Below are 17,513 nucleotides of genomic sequence, written 5' to 3'. Positions count from 1 at the left end.
TTCTTGTCCAGTCAGGCCCCGAACAATCCCTCGGGCGCTTCGATCAGGCCCTTGAGCGTTTGCAGGAACTGCGCGCCCGCAGCCCCGTCGATGGCGCGGTGATCGACCGAGAGGGTCAGCGACAGGCGTGTCTCGAAGGCGACGCCGCCGGGGCACTCCACCGGCACGCGGGCGGCGGCGCCCACGGCCAGGATCGCGCCCTGCGGGGGGTTGATGATCGCGTCGAAGTTCTCGATCCCGAACATGCCAAGGTTCGAGACTGAGAATGTGCCGCCCTCCATGTCTTCCATGCCCAGCTTGCCGGCCTGCGCCTTGTCGATCAGGCGGCGGGTTTCTGCTGCCAGCTGGTCGATCCGCATAAGGTCTGCCTGACGCACCACCGGCGTGACCAGACCCTTGGGGCTGGCGACGGCGATGGCAACGTCGGCGTGGGGAAAGCGGTGAATCTCGGCCCCGTGCACCTGCACGTTCACGTCCGGGTGCCGGGCCAGAGCGACGGCGCTGGCCTTGACGATCCAGTCGTTGACAGAGGCCTTGCTGCCCAGCACCAGGTTCGCTGTCCGGCGCATCTCAAGCAGGGCGTCGGCGCGGGCCGATGTGCGCAGGTAGAAGTGCGGGATTTCCTGCTTGGCCTGCGTCAGCCGCTGCGCCACGATCTTGCGGATGCGGTCGAAGGGCACGATCTCGGGCCGGTTTTCACCTGCAACGAAAGCGGGCGCGCCGATGCCGCCGGCTGCGGGTTTCGGGACCAGCGCCAGCACGTCCGCCTTGGATATGCGCCCACGCGGGCCGGTGCCGGTCACGCCCTGCAACGACAGGCCATGCAGGGCAGCGATCCGGCGCGCCAGCGGAGACGCGAAGATCTTGAGATCCTCCAACTCCACCGGCAAAGCGCCCCGCGGGGCGTCCGTGGCCGCTCCGCGCAAAGCCTTGACCACGTCCTGATGCGTGATGCGCCCGCCCCGGCCAGAGCCTTCGATGACGGCGACGTCCACGCCCTCTTCCTCGGCAAGACGCAGGGCCTCGGGGCTGATGGGGCGGTTGGTGTCGATCCGGGTGCGAGGCTTCTCGGCGACCGAAGCGACGGCGACGGGTTCGGGCGCGGCCTTCGTCTTTTCGGCACCCTTGGCGATCCCACCCTCGGCGGGGCGGAATGCGGCGACGAACGCGTCGATCTCTTCCTCGGAGTGCGACCCTTCATCGAACACCGCCAGCAGCGCGCCGACCGGCTCGGCCTCCGACCCGCCGGGCACGATGATGCGGCGCACGGTGGCGTCGTATTCGGCCTCGACCTCGTTGGTGATCTTGGCGGTTTCGATCAGGCATAGCGTCTGGCCGCGGCGGAAGCTCTCGCCCTCCTTCACGGTCCAGTCGGCGATGGTGCCTTCGGTCATTTCGATGCCCCACTTCGGCATCGTGAAGGCGCGGATGCGGCTCATGTCAGGGCCTCCTCACCGGTATGAAAGCGTCTTGCGCACGGCCGCCGCGATCTTTGCGGGGCTGGGCAGGTACGCGCTTTCGAGTTCGCGGGCGAACGGCACGGGGGTGTGCGGCGGGGTGACCATCTCAATCGGCGCGCGCAGGCTGGCAAAGGCCTTCTGCGCCACCAGCGCCGCTATGTCGGTCGCCAGCGAGCAGCGCGGGGGCGCTTCGTCGACGATGACGGCGCGGCCCGTCACTTCCACCGAATCGAGGATCGCCTCCTCGTCCAGCGGCGACGTGGTGCGCAGGTCGATCACGTCGCAGCCGATGCCGTCCTGCGCCAGATCGTCGGCGGCGGTTTCGGCATAGCCGACCATCATGCCGCTGGCCACGATCGTCACGTCCTGCCCGGCGCGCGCTAGGCGGGCGTGGCCGAAGGGGATCGTGAAATCCGGATCGTCAGGCACTTCGCCGGTCATGCCGTACAGGAACTTGTGCTCAAGGAACACCACCGGATCGTCGTCGCGGATCGCCTGCCGCAGCAGGCCGCAGGCGTCGGCGGGGGTGGCCGGCATGACCACCTTGATCCCCGGCATCCCGGTCACGAACTGGCTGATCATCTGGCTGTGCTGGGCGGCGGCATTGTACCCCGCGCCGCAGGGCATGCGGATCACCGCCGGGCAAACCGACTTGCCGCCGAACATGTAGCGGAACTTGGCGATCTGGTTCCACAGCTGGTCCATGCACACGCCGATGAAGTCGGCGAACATGATCTCTGCCACGGGCCGCTTGCCAGCCAGCGCCAGTCCGCCCGCCGCGCCCATGATGGCGCTTTCGCTGATCGGGGTGTCGATCACGCGGTCGGGTCCGAAGGCGTCGTAGAACCCGGTAGAGGTGGACCAGATGCCGCCGATGGCCTCCGGTCCGCCCGCCGTGCCCATGCCCCCCGCGACGTCCTCGCCAAGGACGACGACGCGGCTGTCGCGCTGCATTTCCTGGAAGATCGTGTTACGGATGGCGTCGCGATACATCATCTTTGCCATGGGTTCGCTCCTGCCGTCAGTAGCTGATGTAGACGTTGTCGAGGACGTTCTCGGGCGCGGGGCGCGCCGCTGCGCGTGAAGCCGCCACGGCATCCTCGATCGCTTTCAGGGCGTCCGTGTCGATCGTGTCGAGCGCGGCATCGTCCAGCAGCGCGGCGCCGGTCACGCTCCTGCGGAAGATTGTGATGCAGTCCCGCTCGGCGCGCAGGCGATCCAGTTCCCCCTCGCCGCGATAGCGCTGCGGGTCGCCTTCGAAGTGGCCGAAGAAGCGCTCCGTATCGAATTCCACTGCTGCCGGGCCGTTGCCGGGGGCGCGGACATATTCCAGCACTTCGCGGAAGGTATCGTAGACGGCGAAGAAATCGGTGCCGTCCGCGCGCCAGACCTTCATCCCGAACGCCTCGGCACGGCTGGCGATGTCGCGCGCAGTGCCGACCGCGTAATCGACGCCGGTGTGTTCGGAGTAGTGATTGTTCTCGAACACGAAGATCGCCGGCGCTTTGGTGACGACGGCGAGGTTCATCGCCTCGAACGTGGTGCCCTGGTTGCAGGCGCCATCACCGGAAAAGGCGATGGAGACGGCCAGCTTGCCGTCGGCGTCGGGGCCGTCGATCTTGGAGGAGATCGCCGCGCCCACCGCGATCGGCGCGCCCGCGCCGACGATGCCGTTGGCGCCCAGCATGCCCTTGTCGATGTCGGCGATGTGCATGGAGCCGCCCTTGCCGTTGCAAAGGCCCTCCTGACTGCCCCAGATCTCCTTCATCATCCCCTCCACGTCGCAGCCCTTGGCCAGGCAGTGCCCGTGGCCGCGATGGGTGGAGACGATCTTGTCCCGTTCGGTCAGGTGTTCGCACACGCCCACCGCCACTGCTTCCTGCCCGCAGTAGAGGTGCGTGAAGCCCGCGATCTCTCCGGTCTGGATTTCCTCGTGAAGCCGTTCCTCGAATTCGCGGATCAGCTTCATCTGCCGGTAGGCGCGGGTCAGCGCCTCGCGGTTCAGCTGCATCGGGGGTTCCTCTCGGGTTTGGTGTTGATATGTGCAATCACAGGCCCAGTACCGATCTGGCGATGATGGTGCTCTGCACTTCGTTGGTGCCGCCGAAGATCGTCCAGGCGCGGCTGTTGAGATAGCGCGCCGAGGCCACCTGCGCTGCGCGCGAATGAACTGCGGTGGGCGCATTGTCGCCATAGAGCGGACGCGCGGTTTCAAGCTGCAGCCCGGCGGGGCCGTACAAGTCCACTGCCAGAAGATCGATCTCCTGCCGCAAATTGGACGCGAGCAGCTTAGTCAGCGAAGTCTGCGGGCCGGGTTTGCGGCCCTTGGCGATTTCGGAGATGATCTTCAGTTCGATCATCTCCAGCGCGTTGACTGCCAGCCGCGCCCTCGCCACCCGGCGGCGCCAGTCGATCTGTTCGGCAAGAATCCCGCCTTTTCCATCGCTCTCCTGCCGTGCCGCCTGCTCGATCTGGTCCAGATCGTAGCCCAGCTTGGGCGCATGGCAAGAACCGCCGCGTTCGTTTTCGAGCAGGAACTTGGCGATCGTCCAGCCGTCACCCTCGCCGCCGACGAGGTTTTCGGCAGGCACCAGCACGTCCTCCAGGAACACCTGGTTGACTTCATGGTCGCCCGCATTGGTCAGGATCGGGCGCACCGACACGCCCGGGCTGGCAAGGTCGATCAGCAGGAACGAGATGCCGGCCTGCTTCTTCACCTCCGTATTCGTGCGGACCAGTGTGAACATGCGGTTGGCGTGATGCGCGTGAGTGGTCCAGATCTTGGAGCCAGTTACGCGGTAGTGGTCGCCCTCCCGCACGGCGCGGGTCTTCAGGCTGGCAAGGTCGGACCCGGCGCCCGGCTCGGAAAAGCCCTGACACCAGTAATCCTCGCCCGAAAGGATGCGCGGCAGTACTTGCGCCTTCTGCGCCTCGGTGCCGAAGTTGTAGATGACCGGGGCCAGCAGCTTCAGGCCCAGCACGGTCAGGTTCGGCGCGCCTGCCGCAGCGCACTCCTTCTCGAACAGGTAGCGCTGCAGCGGGGTCCAGCCGGTGCCGCCATGTTCCACGGGCCACTGATAGCCCAGCCAGCCCTTGGCATGGAGCACCGCGTTCCACGCCTGCCCAATCTCCGGCTCGACGAAGACCGACGGGGTCGCCGCCGCGCCGTCTTTTACTTCGGCGGGCAGATGATCGCGCAGGAAGTTGCGAACTTCTTCGCGGAACGCGGCATCTGCAGGGGAAAGGTCTATATCCATCAGCGTTCCATAATGGTGACGGCGGAGACGCCGGGGGCACCGTAGACGTGGCTGTAGGCCGTCCTTGGCCCTCGCCCGTCATGGCCGGGCACCTGCCGCCCGCCGCCGTCGCCCCGCAATTGCACGACGTTCTCGTAGACCTGCCGCAGGCCCGAAGCGCCGATCGGCTCTCCGCAGGCAAGGCAGCCGCCATCGGTGTTCACCGGCAAGGCGCCGTCGATCTGCGTGCGCCCTTCGGCCAGCCACTGCTCCTGCTCGCCATCGGCGCAGAACCCGTTCTCGGCCATGTGCATGATCTCCGCGCCCGCCTCGGTGTCCTGAAGCTGCGCGACGTCGATGTCGTCCGGCCCGATGCCCGCAAGGCGAAAGGCATCGGCGGACGCGATGCGCGATGCGGTGGGGCGCGGCCCGGTGTCGTCGGCCATCACGTCCACGCTGGGCGCGAACACCTCGAAGCTATGCGGCGGGCGGGTGCGCATGGTCGCGGCCTTCAGCCGGATCAGCGGTTTGCCCAGTTCGCGCGCCTTCTTCTCGCTGGCCAGCACCAGCGCCACGCCGCCCTCCGCCGGAGAGCAGAACATGTACTTGGTATAGGGATCGCTGATGAGCGGGGCGTCGAGGATTTCGTCCAGCGGCACCGGCTGGCGGCGCCATGCATGCGGTGCATGGACGGCGTTGCGGAACGCCTTTTCCGCGACCAGCCCCAGCGTCCTTTGCGAAATGCCGAACAGGCTCATGTAGCGCATGATCTTGGCCGCGAAGAACTGCGTGGTGACCATCTGGCCCACTTCGCCGTACCAGTCGGGCAGGTTGTATTCCGATGGCAGCGCGTTGAACGCCCCGCGCGGATGCTTGTCGAAGCCGACCGCGATGCCAAGGTCGAACTCACCCGACTTGATCGCCATCTGTGCCGAGAACAGCGCCGATCCGCCCGCCGCGCAACCGTTGCGCACGTTGATGAACTGAACCCCGGTAAGGCCCAGCCGATCCACCATCGTATCGGGATTCCCCGCAGCATCGGAACTGCCATAGGCAAACTGGACCTGCGGCCATTCTACCCCGGCATCGGCCAGCGCCTGCCGCACGGCGAACGTGCCCTGATCGACGCCGGACGCGCCATCGGTGCGCCCGAAGCGGTGGATGCCGATGCCCACGATGCACACGTCGCCGCTCATGCTGCACCCCTTGCTGCAGGCACATAGGCCGGGATCAGCGGGCTTTCGGGGTCATGCGGGTCCAGCGCAGAAGGCGCGAAACGCACCGGCATGCCGACGGCGACATCCTCGAACGCAACATCGTTCAGGCGCGCCTCGACGATCACCTGTCCCGGCAGTTCCACATAGGCGACCACCCACGGCTCGAACGCCTCAGGCCCGGCATAGGGCGGCGTCTTCGGGCGAAAGCGCTGGACGGTGTAGGACCACAGCGTCCCCTCGCTCGCCAGCGGCACCGGTGTGAACCGATCGGACGCAGGACAGGGGAAGACGATCCGGCCGGTTTCCCGGTCCGTCCCACCGATCAGACGCGGCGGCGTCTCTTCGGTGAACAGGCCTGCGGCTATCGCTCTCATCTCTCTCCCGCTCCTCATTGCAGAATCGATTTAAGCCGGTCGCCGCAGCATTTGTGACTCACCAAAACGATAGGATAGCCATTGCGCTAGTTCGTGCGACCCATGCGGGCGGGAGAGACGAACCATGCACAACGACAATTCCGGCCCCTGGGACTACATCATCGTCGGCGCTGGCAGCGCGGGATGCGTCATGGCCGAGAGGCTCAGCGCCGATGGCCGCTCCACCGTGCTCGTGCTGGAAGCCGGCGGCGAGAACGACAGCTTCTGGGTCACCCTGCCCAAGGGCGTTGCCAAGCTGGTCAAGAAGCCGGAACACATGTGGGCCTACCACGTCGCCCAGCCGCGTGATCCGGGCGCCAACGATCCCGGCGCCGGAGAGGTCTGGATACGCGGCAAGGGGCTGGGCGGATCGTCCTCCATCAACGGCATGATCTGGAGCCGGGGCGAACCGGCGGACTACGATGCGTGGGAAACCGAGGCCGGGGCCACCGGCTGGAATGGGCGCAGCATGACCGAGGCGTTCCTTGAACTGGAAGACCACGCCGCCGGCCCCGGACCGATGCGCGGCAGCGGCGGCCTCGTGCGGGTGAACCCGGCCTGCTACACGTATCCTCTGGCCGAACGCATGATCGAGGCGGGCGAATCGCAGGGCCTGCGCCGGGTGAACGACCTCAACGGCACGCCCGGCCCGCGCGTCGGTTATTACAGCCACAACATCCGCAAAGGTAAACGCGATTCGTCCGCGCGGACCTATCTTGCCGTTGCCCGCAAGAGGGCCAACGTCACGGTGCTGACCGGGGTGACGGCGGAACGGATCGTCTTCGACGGCACCCGCGCGACCGGGATCGAAGCGACGGTGAACGGTAGCCCGCGCCGGTTCGACTGCGCAGGCGAGATCATCATCAGCGCCGGTGCGATGGAAAGTCCGCTGCTGCTGCAACGATCGGGCATCGGCGATGCTGCACGCCTTGCTGCGGCGGGGATCCCGCTGGTGGCCCATTCGCCCGACGTCGGCGAGAAGATGATAGAGCACCTGTCGCTGTCGATCCCGTTCCGGCTGGACCGCGGCAAGGGCACCAACCGAAGCTTCTTTGGCATCGGCGCTGCTTTGGCGATGCTGCGCTATTTGCTGCGCGGCGACGGCGTGCTGGCCACCGGCCCGTTCGAGGTCGGCGCCTTCTGCAACGTGGCCCATCCCGACGGACGCACCGACGCGCAGTTCTACCTCGGCGGCTACACCTTCAAGGTCGGTGACGACAAGGATCCGGTGCCGCTCGACAAGATCGACCCGAAACCGGGCGTCACGATCTATGGCCAGTTGCTGCGCCTCACCAGCGAAAGCAGCGTGCGCGCCACTGGCCCGGCATCAGGGGATGCGCCCGACATCCTGCACAACTTCCTCTCGACGGAGCATGACCGGCAATCCGCCATCGCGCTGGTCCGCGCCATGCGCGCCTACGTGCGGGCCGCGCCGCTGGACACCATGGTGGGGGAGGAACTGGTGCCCGGTGCCGCCATCGACAGCGACGAAGAGATTCTCGCCATGTTCCGCCGCCTGTCCAGCTGCGGCCTGCACGCGATCCGGTCATGCCGGATGGGCAGCGATCCGCAGGCCGTCGTCGATCCGCGCCTGCGCGTGAACGGCGTGCAGGGCGTACGCGTGGCGGACTGCTCGGTGATGCCGTGGCACGTCACCGGCAACACCAATGCGCCTGCAATGGCGCTGGGCCTGCGCGGCGCGAAACTGATGCTGGAGGATCGGGATCAGGGGGCCGGATGATGCTCCGACCCCGACAACTCAAAAACCTACGGAATCGAGGATCCAGTAACGCACTGGCGCAAACAGCGCGGCGAATGCGGCAAAGATAACGAGCAGCTTGAACAGCACGGCAGTGTGCATCTTGCGTTCCATAGACATCCCTCTCTTATTTTGTAGGCCGAGTGTAACAAGAAATTCGGCTTGGGAAAGAGGATTGTGAAATAGCGCAGACACACTTCGTCCACCGTGACTTCGAAGTGACGAAGTCCTGAGCGCGGTTTCTTCAACAGCTATGGAATTGCATGTAAAAATAAAGGCTTGCCGGTTCTGCCGGTCAAGCCTCGTGATGGGTTTTCGCGATGCTGGTCTGCTCAGTTCTGCAGTGAAATGTAGCCCAGTTGCGCCGCCTTGAAGACGGTCTGACTGCGATTCACCGCGTTCAGCTTGGTCGCCGCGTTGTGGATGTGGAATCGCACGGTGGCGCGGCTGCGCGACATGATCATGCTGATTTCAAGATCGGTCTTGCCGATCGCGGCCCAGCGCAGGCACTCCACCTCGCGCTTGGACAGGCGCGATTCGGGGGGCAGCGCCTGGGTCGACCCCATGACCTGCACATAGGTGGCGATGAACGTGCGGGCGTGCAGGCCAAGCGCATCGGAATAGCGGGCGAAATCTTCCGAAAGGTCGGTCCTGTCGCGGTCGAGCGGATTGAAGCTGACCGCGCCGATCTGGCCGAAGGGCAGGTGCACCGGCACCGTGATGGCAGCGCGCGTCAGGGCACGGGTCTCGAAATTGGCGATGTCGATGGAAGACAAGTACGCATTCGCCTCACGCGTGCGGAACCCTTCGGCATTGGCCCAGAACGGCTGGCTTTCGAACCGGCAGGCGGTGGTCAGCGGACTGTCCAGCGCGATCCGCGAATTGCGCCACCATACCCTGTCGCCATCCTCCCAGCCGAACACGGTGGTCGCCAGCAAGTTGCCGTCCGCATCGACGGGCGTGCGCTTGTCCGCGATGTCATGCGCAGGCGCGGCGCGCATTCCGCATTCCATCGCGATGCGGTGCAAAGCTTGTGCTGCGGGGCGGATGCCTTCGGGTGAGGTGACCCGGACGGCGTCGATGTTTTCCTGTGACAACAGTTGCATTGGCATCCTCTCGCGGCCTTCTTAGCTTGCACAAACCGGAGGCACAATCGCCTGACACCCGGAATTACCGCCTCTTCATGACTAGTCTTTTGCGCAGCGGTAACCGGCCCGGTCTTGGTGTTAGACCGGGCATGAACCCCAATGCCGGAGCGAACGACCCCGGCACGAATGGCCCGCGCAGTGGCTGGCGGAGTGAATTGTGAACTTCGATCTCAGCGAAGACGAGGAAATGCTGAAAGCGCTGACCGAGCGCTTCGTCACCGATCATTACGATCACGACAGCCGCCGCGCCTTTCTGGCCGAACCGGCGGGATTCTCGACGCGAAACTGGCAGCTTCTGGGCGAATTGGGCCTGATCGCGGCGCCCTTTCCCGAAGAACTGGGCGGCCTTGACCTAAGCCCCACCGGCATCGCCACGGTGTTCGAGGCGCTGGGGCGCGGGCTGGTGGTGGAGCCGCTTGCCGAAGCGGTGATGGTGGCCGGGCGCATCTTCGCCGCGACCGCGCCCGAACCGCTGCGCAGCGTCTGGCTGGATGACATCCTGGCCGGCACCCGGCGGCTGGGGCTGGCCCATGCCGAGGCCGGGGCGCGCGACGGATCGACATGGGTGGAGACCAGCGCCACGCCGCACGATGGCGGATGGACGCTTGCGGGTGCGAAGCCATACTGCGTGGCATGCGGCGGGGCCGACGGCTATCTGGTGACGGCGCGGGTAGACGGCGCGGCAGGCGATGCAAACGGTGTCGCGCTGTTTCTTGTGCCCGCTGGGACGGCTGGCCTCTCAGCGCACGACTGGCATCTGGCCGACGGCAGCGTTGCCACGTCGCTGGAGCTGGCCGGGGTTTCCGTCCCTGCCGATCACAAGCTGTCGGACGATGGCCTTGTCGCCATCGCCGCCGCGGACGACCTTGCCGCGCTGGCCCGCAGTGCGGAGGCGCTGGGTATCATGGAGCGCATCTTCGCCGATACCCTCGATTATCTGCGCACCCGCGACCAGTTCGGCGCCGCGCTGGGATCGTTCCAGGCGATCCAGCACCGCATGGTCGCACAGTACGCCGCGATCGAGCAGAGCCGCGCCCTGCTGAATCTGGCGCTCGTGGCGCAGGGAGATGCAGAATTCGCGCTGGCCGTTCGCGGCGCCCGGGCGTGGATTTCCGAAGCATCGGTGACGCTGGGGCACGAGATGATCCAGTTCCACGGGGGCATGGGCGTGACCGACGAACTCGCCATCGGCGGCGGGCACAAGCGCCTGCTGGTGCTGTCCCGCTGGCCGGAAGGCCCGCTCGCTGCGCTCGATCGCTACGCCGATCTGCTGCACTGACCGAACCACCACCTGACGAAAGGGGCGGCCCCGCCATGGCGCCGCCCCTTCTTTTTTAAGATGCCCTCAATCCTCGCGCTGTTTCAGCCAGTCCACGCCCCGGCGCAGCAGTTCGTGAAAGACAGGCAAGTCCCAGGCACACCGATCCACCGTGGGCCACCAGTCCAGCATCGGCTGGAGGTCGTAATGCCCCCGGCAGTGCCCCAGCGTGTTGTAGAGCACCGCGCCCTTGCCGTGCTGCTTTAGGTACATCACCGGGTGCGTGCCGAGCGCATCGGCGGCCTCGACGAAGCCGGTGCCTTCCACGGTGCATTCGGTTTCCAGCAGGACGTGCAGGTCGCCGTGAAGTTCCATGTGGTAGAGTTCGTCGGTCGTCTCGAAGGCCTCGATGCCGGCGACCAGCGGGTGATCGGGATCGGCCACCGTCACCGTATAGGGTGCGATCGGCGGGTGCGTCAGGAACTGCGACCCCACCAGATCCATGAACAGCGGCGCCCAGCGCGGGGCGTCCCACAGGCCCTTTTCCGGCCCCTCCGCCAGCAGGCGCAGCACAGAGTTGGTGCCGTGCAGCGCATGCCAGCGTCCGCCCGCCGTCAGCCAGTCACGCAGCACTTCCTGCGCCGCCAGCGACGGGGTGACATCGCAGGTGTAGGTTATCAGGATGTCGGCGGCGCGCAGCGCGTCGAGGTTCTCGTAATCCTCGAACACACGGGTGCGGACGCGCGGGTCTTCGCCCAGCAGCTTGAGCAGTTCCAGCCGTGCGAAGTCCATGTCGTGCCACACGCCGCCGCAGATCAGCACGCAGTCGATGCGTGGGGGATGGGCCTCTGTTTCGCTCATGCCCCAGCCCCGCCGGGTTCCCCGCCTAGTTCACCGCCGATGTATTTCATCATCGTGTCCTGGAACTGGCGGATCCGGATTTCCTGATAATTGCCAAGGTTCACCTTGCCGGTCTTCGACGCATGGAGGCCTTCCTGCACATAGGGCAGGTTGTCCATGTCCTGCTCGAACACGTCGCCCAGAATGCCCAGTTCGGGTGCCTCGGTCCATTTCTGGTCAAGCCGCAGCATCTTGAGCGGGGCGCCGCGCGGGATCGGCTGGCCCTTGGGGATGCGCGCCAGAATACGCACTTCCATGATGCAGGTGTCGGGCGTCTTTCCGGGCAGCCAGTTGTAGACGATGTTCGGCATGTATCCGCCCCAGGGCGCGAAGTTGGGGAACACGTTGTAGACCAGCCCATCCAGCAGTTCCGCATCGGTGGCGTCGGCGTGGTCGTAGCCGGTGCTTTCGGTATAGGCCTGCCGCATCGCCGCGCCGAGGGCAGCGCGGGCGGTCATGCCGTCGGGCACCTTGATCGCCATCGGGTTGGCGTGGGCCTCTCCTTCATAATTGTCGCCCGAACGGCCGTTGTACTTGATGAACTCATCGACGATCCACTGTTCGCCCTGACCTTCCGCGATGTGCGGGCTCATCACGCCGAACGGCACTAGGTTGACGTTCACGTTGTCGCCCCAGGTCCAGTACGCGGCGTTGGAATCGCCGGTGAAGGGCAGCAGCTGCGGATGCGTGACGATGGTGTGCCACGCCTCCATGAAAGCCTCCATCACCACCTTCCAGTTGGCGGGCACTTCCTTGGCGACGCGCATGACGCTGGCGCATTCCTCGTGCCGCCAGCGCTTGAAGTGGTCGGGCAGCGGGGCGAGGAACTCCTCAAGGCTGGGACCGCCCTTCTCCTCGCGCAGGAACACGTATCCGGCCCAGCGGCCCACTTCGGCTTCGGGCAGGTCCAGGTTCTGCTGCGCCAGGTGCGGGAAGTCCCACTGGCACGGCATGGAATCGAAGCTGCCGTCCTTCTTCCAGGCAAACCCATGGAACGGGCACACGAACCTGTCGGCGGCGCCCTCTTCCGTGCGCAGCTTGCGCCCGCGATGGAGACAGACGTTGTGCATCGCCCGGATCGACCCGTCGTCCTGCCGGCTGACGAGGTAGGAGCGCCCGGCATTCTCGTAGACGATGAAGTCGCCGGGATCGGGCAGGTCTTCTTCCCGCGCGACGAACTGCCATACGAAAGGCCACATCCGTTCGCGTTCCAGCCGGGCGAACGCCTCGCTGGTATAGCGTTCGGCGGGGATCGGATCGGACCCCCGATAGGTGTAGCTTTCCTGCGTCAGGATGGCGGGCGGGCGGCGCGAATCCTGCGCCATCAGTTCCGCCCAGCTGATGCCTTCGCTGCGGTCCTCGCCCAGGTGCGTGGCGATTTCCGGGTCTCGGTCGGCCATGGTCCTTCAGTCTCCCAGGTGCGCGTTTCGCTGTTTGGCACCATGTCTGCCCCTTGCGCGCGGCCAAGTCACCTTGCTCAAAATCATAGGTTGTGGAGCGGGACGGATGGGCCATGCTGGCAGGCAAGAGAAACCGACCTTGAAAACGGGAGAGTGCCGTGAAGCGGCTTGAAGGCAAGGTGGCGCTCGTCACCGGAGGAACGTCCGGCATCGGCGCCGGAACCGTCCAGCGGCTGACTGCCGAGGGCGCGCGGGTGATCTTCACCGGCTCCAACAAGGCGGCAGCGGAGAAGCTATGTGCCAAGACAGGGGCCACCTTCATCCGCCACGACGTGACCGACGCCGCAGCATGGGACGGACTGGTGACGCAGATCCGCGAGGGCCATGGGCGGCTCGACATCGCGTTCGCCAATGCCGGCACCGAAAGCGGCGACGGCAGCATCGAGGATATTTCCATCGACGGCTGGAACAACGTCATGGGCGTCAACCTGACCGGGGTCATGCTGACGGTGCAGCATGCCATGCGTGCCATGGCGAAGAACCCGGAGGGACCGACGGGTTCGATCATCGTCAATTCGTCGATGAACGCGCATCGCGCGATGGGCAACTTCGTGGCCTATTCGGTGTCGAAGGCGGCGGTGATCGCGCTGGTCAAGGCGTCTGCGGTCCACGCCGGCAACCGCAAGTACAATATTCGCGTCAACGCCGTGCTGCCGGGGGTTGTGGAGACCGCGCTGATCGTCAACCTGATCGAGAAGTCTGGCGACCCGGTTGCCACGCGCGCGGCTTACGAAGGGCTGTCTCCCATGGGGCGCATGGCCTCTGTGGAGGAGATCGCGGGCATGGTCGCGTGGCTCGCCAGCGACGAGGCAAGGTTCTGTTCGGGCAGCGAATTCACCATGGACGGCGCATCGACCGCAGGGATGAACGGGGTATGAGCGACCTTGGATCACAGCGGCTCAAGGGCCGCGTCGCGCTCGTGTCGGGCGGTTTGCGTGGCATCGGGCTGGCCTGCGTGGAACGGTTCCTGGCCGAAGGCGCGGAAGTGGTGCTGACCGATCTGGAGGCGCCCGATACCGAATACGCCGCCGCCACACTCGCCCGGCTGGGTCAGGCCGCCAGCTACGTGAGCGCCAACGTCGCCAGCGAGGATGACTGGGATCGCGTGCTGGCCGCCGTTACGGAGCGGCACGGCAAGCTGCACATCCTCGTCAACAATGCCGGCATCGACCTGACCGGACCGGTGACGGAAACGTCGCTGGAGGGCTGGCGCCGGATCATGAGCATCAACGTCGATGGCGTGTTCCTGGGCGTGCGGACGTTCGTGCCGCTGCTGGCTGCCAGCGGAGCGGATGTGCGTGGCGGCTCCTCGATCGTCAACGTCAGCTCGATCATGGGCCTTGTCGGGCTTAGCGAAGTGTCCGGCTACAACGCCAGCAAGGGCGCAGTGCGCCTGTTCACCAAGTCAATCGCGCTGGAATTTGCCGAAAAGAAGCTGCCCGTGCGCGCCAATTCGCTGCACCCCGGCTTCGTGATGACCCCGCTGCTGCAGGAAGGTTTCCAGCGCTGGGTGGACAAGGGCGTGGCGTCCAAGGCGCAGGATCTGGTGGACCTCATGTCCAGCCGCACCCCGATTGGCCGGCTTGCCGATCCGTCCGAACTGGCAGGCGCGGTGTTCTTCCTGGCCTCTGCCGACAGTTCGTACATGACCGGCGCGGAACTGGTCATCGACGGGGGCTGGACGGCGCAATAGGCCGTCCCTTTCGCAAAAAAGAAACGGGAGAACTGACATGACCGCAAGCACCGCCATCGCCCTTCCCAATGTCGTCGCCGTGGTCACCGGCGCAGCCGGCGGAATCGGGCGCGAGATCGTCAAGGCGATGAAGACGGCAGGTGCCACCGTCATCGCCACAGACCTGAAGGACGTCTCAGAGATGGAAGGGGGCGAGATCGAAGGCGCCGACCACTACCTGCGCCACGACGTCACCAGCGAGGCAGACTGGCGCGCGGTCGAGGCGCTGGTGCGCGATCGCCATGGGCGGCTCGACGCGCTGGTGAACAACGCCGGCTATTCCATCGTCACCCGGTTCGAGGACACCGCGCTTGGCGAATTTCACAAGGTCAACGCGATCAACGTCGATTCCGCGATCATCGGCACGCAGGTGCTGCTGGACCTTCTGAAGGAGGGCGGCAGGCAGCGCGAATCCGGCGCTTCGGTGATCAACCTGTCGAGCGTCGGGGGCTTGCGCGGGGCGGCGTTCAATTCGGCCTATTGCGTCAGCAAGGCGGCGATCAGGATGCTCAGCAAGTGCCTGGGGGCAGAGTTCGCGGCGCTGAAATACAACATCCGCGTGAACTCGGTGCATCCCGGTGGGATCGACACGCCGATGCTGAACTCCATCCTGGACCGTTACGTCGAACTGGGTGCCGCGCCGTCGCGGGAAGCCGCCGATGCTGCGAACAATGCTGCGCACCCCATCGGTCGTCTGGGGCGTCCGGACGAGATGGCGGGCGGCGTGGTGTTCCTGGCCTCCAGCGCATCCAGCTTCATGACCTGCGACGAACTGGTGATGGACGGCGGCTTCAGCCAGATCTGACCGCAGCTTGAAGGACACGGCTCATGACCCGCACGCTGCCCGGCATCATCGGCGTCCACCATATCGGCATATCCGTGCCCGACCTTGAAAAGGCGCGGGAGTTCTACCTGGAGATCCTGGGCGCGGTGGAGGAGGTGGAGCCGTTGAGCTGGGCCGACAACCCTTATATCGACGAGATTGTCGGGCTGAAGGGCAGCGCCGCTCGCCAGTTCTTCTGCCGCCTGGGCAACGTCCAGATCGAAGTGTTCCAGTACGACGCGCCCAGGCAGGCGCCGCTGGATGCGCGGCGCGGGGTAAATGAATACGGCTACACGCATATCGCGCTGCAGGTGAAGGACATCGTCGCCGTGCATGACCGCATCGTCGCAGCAGGCCTGCCGGTGAATGCGCCACCTTCGCTGGATGGCATCGCCACCGATGCAGACGGCATCCGTCATGGGTATACAGGTACCTACTGCCGGGACTTTTTCGGGAATGTTTTCGAGATTCTGGAGATCCATGAAACTCCCGAAATCCGCCCTATCTGACGGACTAGCGCGTTCACATTTGAACGCAAGGAAAAAATTTTGCGACATGGCGCAAAATCGTTCGCTGAACCGAAACTTAATCCCTCCAGCCGTGTTCCCGGAGTCAGAGCAGAGCGGCCTCCAGTCGCCGCGCCGCTTTCTTCGGGAGCTTGGACGTGGATATCAATACCCTCAACCGCAACAATGGTAAGACCCCGGCACCGCGCGTCGTTGCGCCGCTGGTGGCGGAACCTAAACCGGTGGAGGCAGACGCCCTCAACGCACGCCTTTTGCGCGACGCCGTGCGTGAGGCGGGCCTGTTCCAGCGCTCTGTGCTGGGCCATCTGGACCACAAGGAATGGCGCGATCGCGTCCGCATGGACGGCCAGCGCCTGATCGATCTTCTGGCGGAAATCGGCTTCAGCCCCAGCCTGAACCAGCGCCCGGGCCGCAAGTCAGCCTGAACGGGCAGCATCCAGAGGCGGCATTTGCGATGCCGCCTCGGTCACGGAAAAACTGCGGATACGGCTGCGGTCGAACAGGTTCTCTTCATCCGCGACGATCATCGCCATGGTTTCCTTTGCCTGCATTGCCGCGAAACAGGCGTCCCGCGTGGTGGCGTCCGGAAAGTCGATCTCCATCACCACATCGTAGTCGAAGGGCTGCTCCGCCTCGTGCACAGGTGACAGATAGCGCCTGACATATCGGCTGGCATATCCACCCAGCACGGCCTCTCCGATGAGCCGGTGTCGATCTTCATACCACGCCCGAAAGTCTGCACCGCTCATCCCCTCGCGCCGCTTAAGCAGCGTGATGACGGTAACCGTCACGCCAGTGCGTCCAGCCAGGCACGGGTGCCGTCCAAAACCGCCTTGGCCCGCAGCACCGGATGGTCGAACGCATCGCGCAATGCTGCAGAGCGCATTTCGATCGAAAGCGGAATGTTGCGCGGCAGGGCCTGCAGCATGGCGGCAAGCGGCAGCGCGCCCTCGCCGGGCTGTTCGCGCAGATCAACGGCATCGGCGATGATCGCTGCGAAATCCTGTACGTCCGGCCGCTCTGCCCGAGCGTCGCAGAACTGGGCATAAGGCAGCAGCGCGGAATCGATCGCCGCAAGCTGGTCCACCGTGGTGCCCGACCGATCGACATGGATCGGATCGACCAGCACTGCCCGCAGCGGATGGCCTACCCTGTCAAGGATGCCCAATGCCTGCGCCAGCGTCTTCACTTCGGTGAAGATCCCGAATTCCAGCGCCACGCGCATTCCGGACCCTTCGGCATGGCGGCACAGGGCGGTCAACTGCTCCACCGTCTCGCCCTCTTCATGGGAAGACACGCACAGCACATTGCCGGCGCCCAGCCGCGCCCCGACGTCCAGAACGCGGCGGTGATCGTCCAGCCGGGTGTCCGGCCTGATCCACACCACCTCCACGTCGAGCACGGGGACACCGGTGCGCTGCAGCGCTGCGTCTGCATCACGGGTATGCTGCGCCGTCCACTGCAGCGGATCGACCCACAGGCCCACCGCATCGAACCCCGCAGCAGCGCCTGCCTCGATAACGTCCACAGCCCCGAATTCGGGCAGGACGCCCGAGGCAAGGGAAAGCCAATGCGCCACG

18 protein-coding genes are annotated in these 17,513 nt (G+C 65.5%); 7 read left to right on the top strand and 11 right to left on the bottom strand.

Going from position 1 to position 17,513, the window contains the following annotated elements; all coding sequences use genetic code 11:
- Nucleotides 1–11: 11 nt before the first annotated feature.
- From GGR40_RS16940 to GGR40_RS16915, 6 genes are read right to left on the bottom strand one after another with little or no spacing between them, the layout of a single operon-like run.
- Nucleotides 12–1,439: a 2-oxo acid dehydrogenase subunit E2 gene (locus tag GGR40_RS16940; protein WP_429277432.1), complete on the bottom strand. Its 1,428-nt coding sequence runs from the start codon at nt 1,437–1,439 to the stop codon at nt 12–14.
- A gap of 12 nt (nt 1,440–1,451) precedes the next feature.
- A complete protein-coding gene (locus GGR40_RS16935) occupies nt 1,452–2,465 on the bottom strand; it encodes an alpha-ketoacid dehydrogenase subunit beta (protein ID WP_429277431.1) in 1,014 nt (337 codons plus the stop codon).
- 16 nt (nt 2,466–2,481) lie between these two features.
- On the bottom strand, nt 2,482–3,471 hold the full coding sequence (locus GGR40_RS16930) for a thiamine pyrophosphate-dependent dehydrogenase E1 component subunit alpha (RefSeq protein ID WP_429277430.1): 990 nt from the start codon (nt 3,469–3,471) through the stop codon (nt 2,482–2,484).
- 37 nt (nt 3,472–3,508) lie between these two features.
- Entirely contained in the window at nt 3,509–4,717 is a 1,209-nt protein-coding gene (locus tag GGR40_RS16925) for an acyl-CoA dehydrogenase family protein (RefSeq protein ID WP_429277429.1), read from the bottom strand.
- Complete coding sequence (locus tag GGR40_RS16920; RefSeq protein ID WP_429277428.1) at nt 4,717–5,892, bottom strand: thiolase family protein; 1,176 nt, start codon at nt 5,890–5,892, stop codon at nt 4,717–4,719. Before GGR40_RS16920 ends, GGR40_RS16925 begins: the two co-directional genes overlap by 1 nt.
- A complete protein-coding gene (locus GGR40_RS16915) occupies nt 5,889–6,287 on the bottom strand; it encodes a Zn-ribbon domain-containing OB-fold protein (protein ID WP_429277427.1) in 399 nt (132 codons plus the stop codon). Before GGR40_RS16915 ends, GGR40_RS16920 begins: the two co-directional genes overlap by 4 nt.
- 124 nt (nt 6,288–6,411) lie before the next feature.
- On the opposite strand from GGR40_RS16915, the gene GGR40_RS16910 reads away from it, so the two are divergent.
- Entirely contained in the window at nt 6,412–8,067 is a 1,656-nt protein-coding gene (locus GGR40_RS16910; RefSeq protein ID WP_429277426.1) for a GMC family oxidoreductase, read from the top strand.
- A gap of 350 nt (nt 8,068–8,417) precedes the next feature.
- On the opposite strand, the gene GGR40_RS16905 is transcribed toward GGR40_RS16910, so the two are convergent.
- Nucleotides 8,418–9,191, bottom strand: coding sequence for a helix-turn-helix transcriptional regulator (locus GGR40_RS16905; protein WP_429277425.1), 774 nt, complete (start codon nt 9,189–9,191; stop codon nt 8,418–8,420).
- A gap of 199 nt (nt 9,192–9,390) precedes the next feature.
- Here GGR40_RS16905 and GGR40_RS16900 point away from each other — a divergent pair, with 199 nt between their 5' ends.
- Nucleotides 9,391–10,512: an acyl-CoA dehydrogenase family protein gene (locus GGR40_RS16900; protein ID WP_429277424.1), complete on the top strand. Its 1,122-nt coding sequence runs from the start codon at nt 9,391–9,393 to the stop codon at nt 10,510–10,512.
- 66 nt (nt 10,513–10,578) lie between these two features.
- Here the strand turns inward: GGR40_RS16900 and GGR40_RS16895 are convergent, their stop codons facing one another.
- Both GGR40_RS16895 and GGR40_RS16890 read right to left on the bottom strand, forming a co-directional pair.
- A complete protein-coding gene (locus GGR40_RS16895) occupies nt 10,579–11,352 on the bottom strand; it encodes a ThuA domain-containing protein (RefSeq protein WP_429277423.1) in 774 nt (257 codons plus the stop codon).
- On the bottom strand, nt 11,349–12,791 hold the full coding sequence (locus GGR40_RS16890) for an aromatic ring-hydroxylating oxygenase subunit alpha (RefSeq protein ID WP_429277422.1): 1,443 nt from the start codon (nt 12,789–12,791) through the stop codon (nt 11,349–11,351). Before GGR40_RS16890 ends, GGR40_RS16895 begins: the two co-directional genes overlap by 4 nt.
- A gap of 158 nt (nt 12,792–12,949) precedes the next feature.
- On the opposite strand from GGR40_RS16890, the gene GGR40_RS16885 reads away from it, so the two are divergent.
- From GGR40_RS16885 to GGR40_RS16865, 5 genes are all read left to right on the top strand, one after another.
- On the top strand, nt 12,950–13,729 hold the full coding sequence (locus GGR40_RS16885; RefSeq protein ID WP_429277421.1) for an SDR family NAD(P)-dependent oxidoreductase: 780 nt from the start codon (nt 12,950–12,952) through the stop codon (nt 13,727–13,729).
- A complete protein-coding gene (locus GGR40_RS16880; protein WP_429277420.1) occupies nt 13,726–14,544 on the top strand; it encodes an SDR family oxidoreductase in 819 nt (272 codons plus the stop codon). The genes GGR40_RS16885 and GGR40_RS16880 overlap by 4 nt, the downstream gene beginning before the upstream one ends.
- 37 nt (nt 14,545–14,581) lie before the next feature.
- The gene (locus GGR40_RS16875) at nt 14,582–15,388 is read left to right on the top strand and encodes an SDR family oxidoreductase (protein ID WP_429277419.1); all 807 of its coding nucleotides are present in this window, start codon (nt 14,582–14,584) and stop codon (nt 15,386–15,388) included.
- A gap of 23 nt (nt 15,389–15,411) precedes the next feature.
- Entirely contained in the window at nt 15,412–15,915 is a 504-nt protein-coding gene (locus GGR40_RS16870; protein WP_429277418.1) for a VOC family protein, read from the top strand.
- Between the two features lie 155 nt (nt 15,916–16,070).
- Entirely contained in the window at nt 16,071–16,358 is a 288-nt protein-coding gene (locus tag GGR40_RS16865; RefSeq protein ID WP_429277417.1) for a hypothetical protein, read from the top strand.
- On the opposite strand, the gene GGR40_RS16860 is transcribed toward GGR40_RS16865, so the two are convergent.
- Together GGR40_RS16860 and GGR40_RS16855 are read right to left on the bottom strand one after the other, a co-directional pair.
- Nucleotides 16,350–16,724, bottom strand: a complete 375-nt coding sequence (locus GGR40_RS16860) for an EthD domain-containing protein (RefSeq protein ID WP_429277416.1) — start codon at nt 16,722–16,724, stop codon at nt 16,350–16,352. The two genes, GGR40_RS16865 and GGR40_RS16860, sit on opposite strands and share 9 nt — an antisense overlap.
- The gene (locus GGR40_RS16855) at nt 16,721–17,512 is read right to left on the bottom strand and encodes a sugar phosphate isomerase/epimerase family protein (protein WP_429277415.1); all 792 of its coding nucleotides are present in this window, start codon (nt 17,510–17,512) and stop codon (nt 16,721–16,723) included. Before GGR40_RS16855 ends, GGR40_RS16860 begins: the two co-directional genes overlap by 4 nt.
- Nucleotide 17,513 lies beyond the last annotated feature (1 nt).

This window comes from Novosphingobium gossypii (assembly GCF_050433305.1).
Classification (GTDB): domain Bacteria; phylum Pseudomonadota; class Alphaproteobacteria; order Sphingomonadales; family Sphingomonadaceae; genus Novosphingobium; species Novosphingobium gossypii.
Note: the sequence above shows the minus strand (reverse complement) of the source record. Positions and strands in the feature narration are given on the sequence as shown.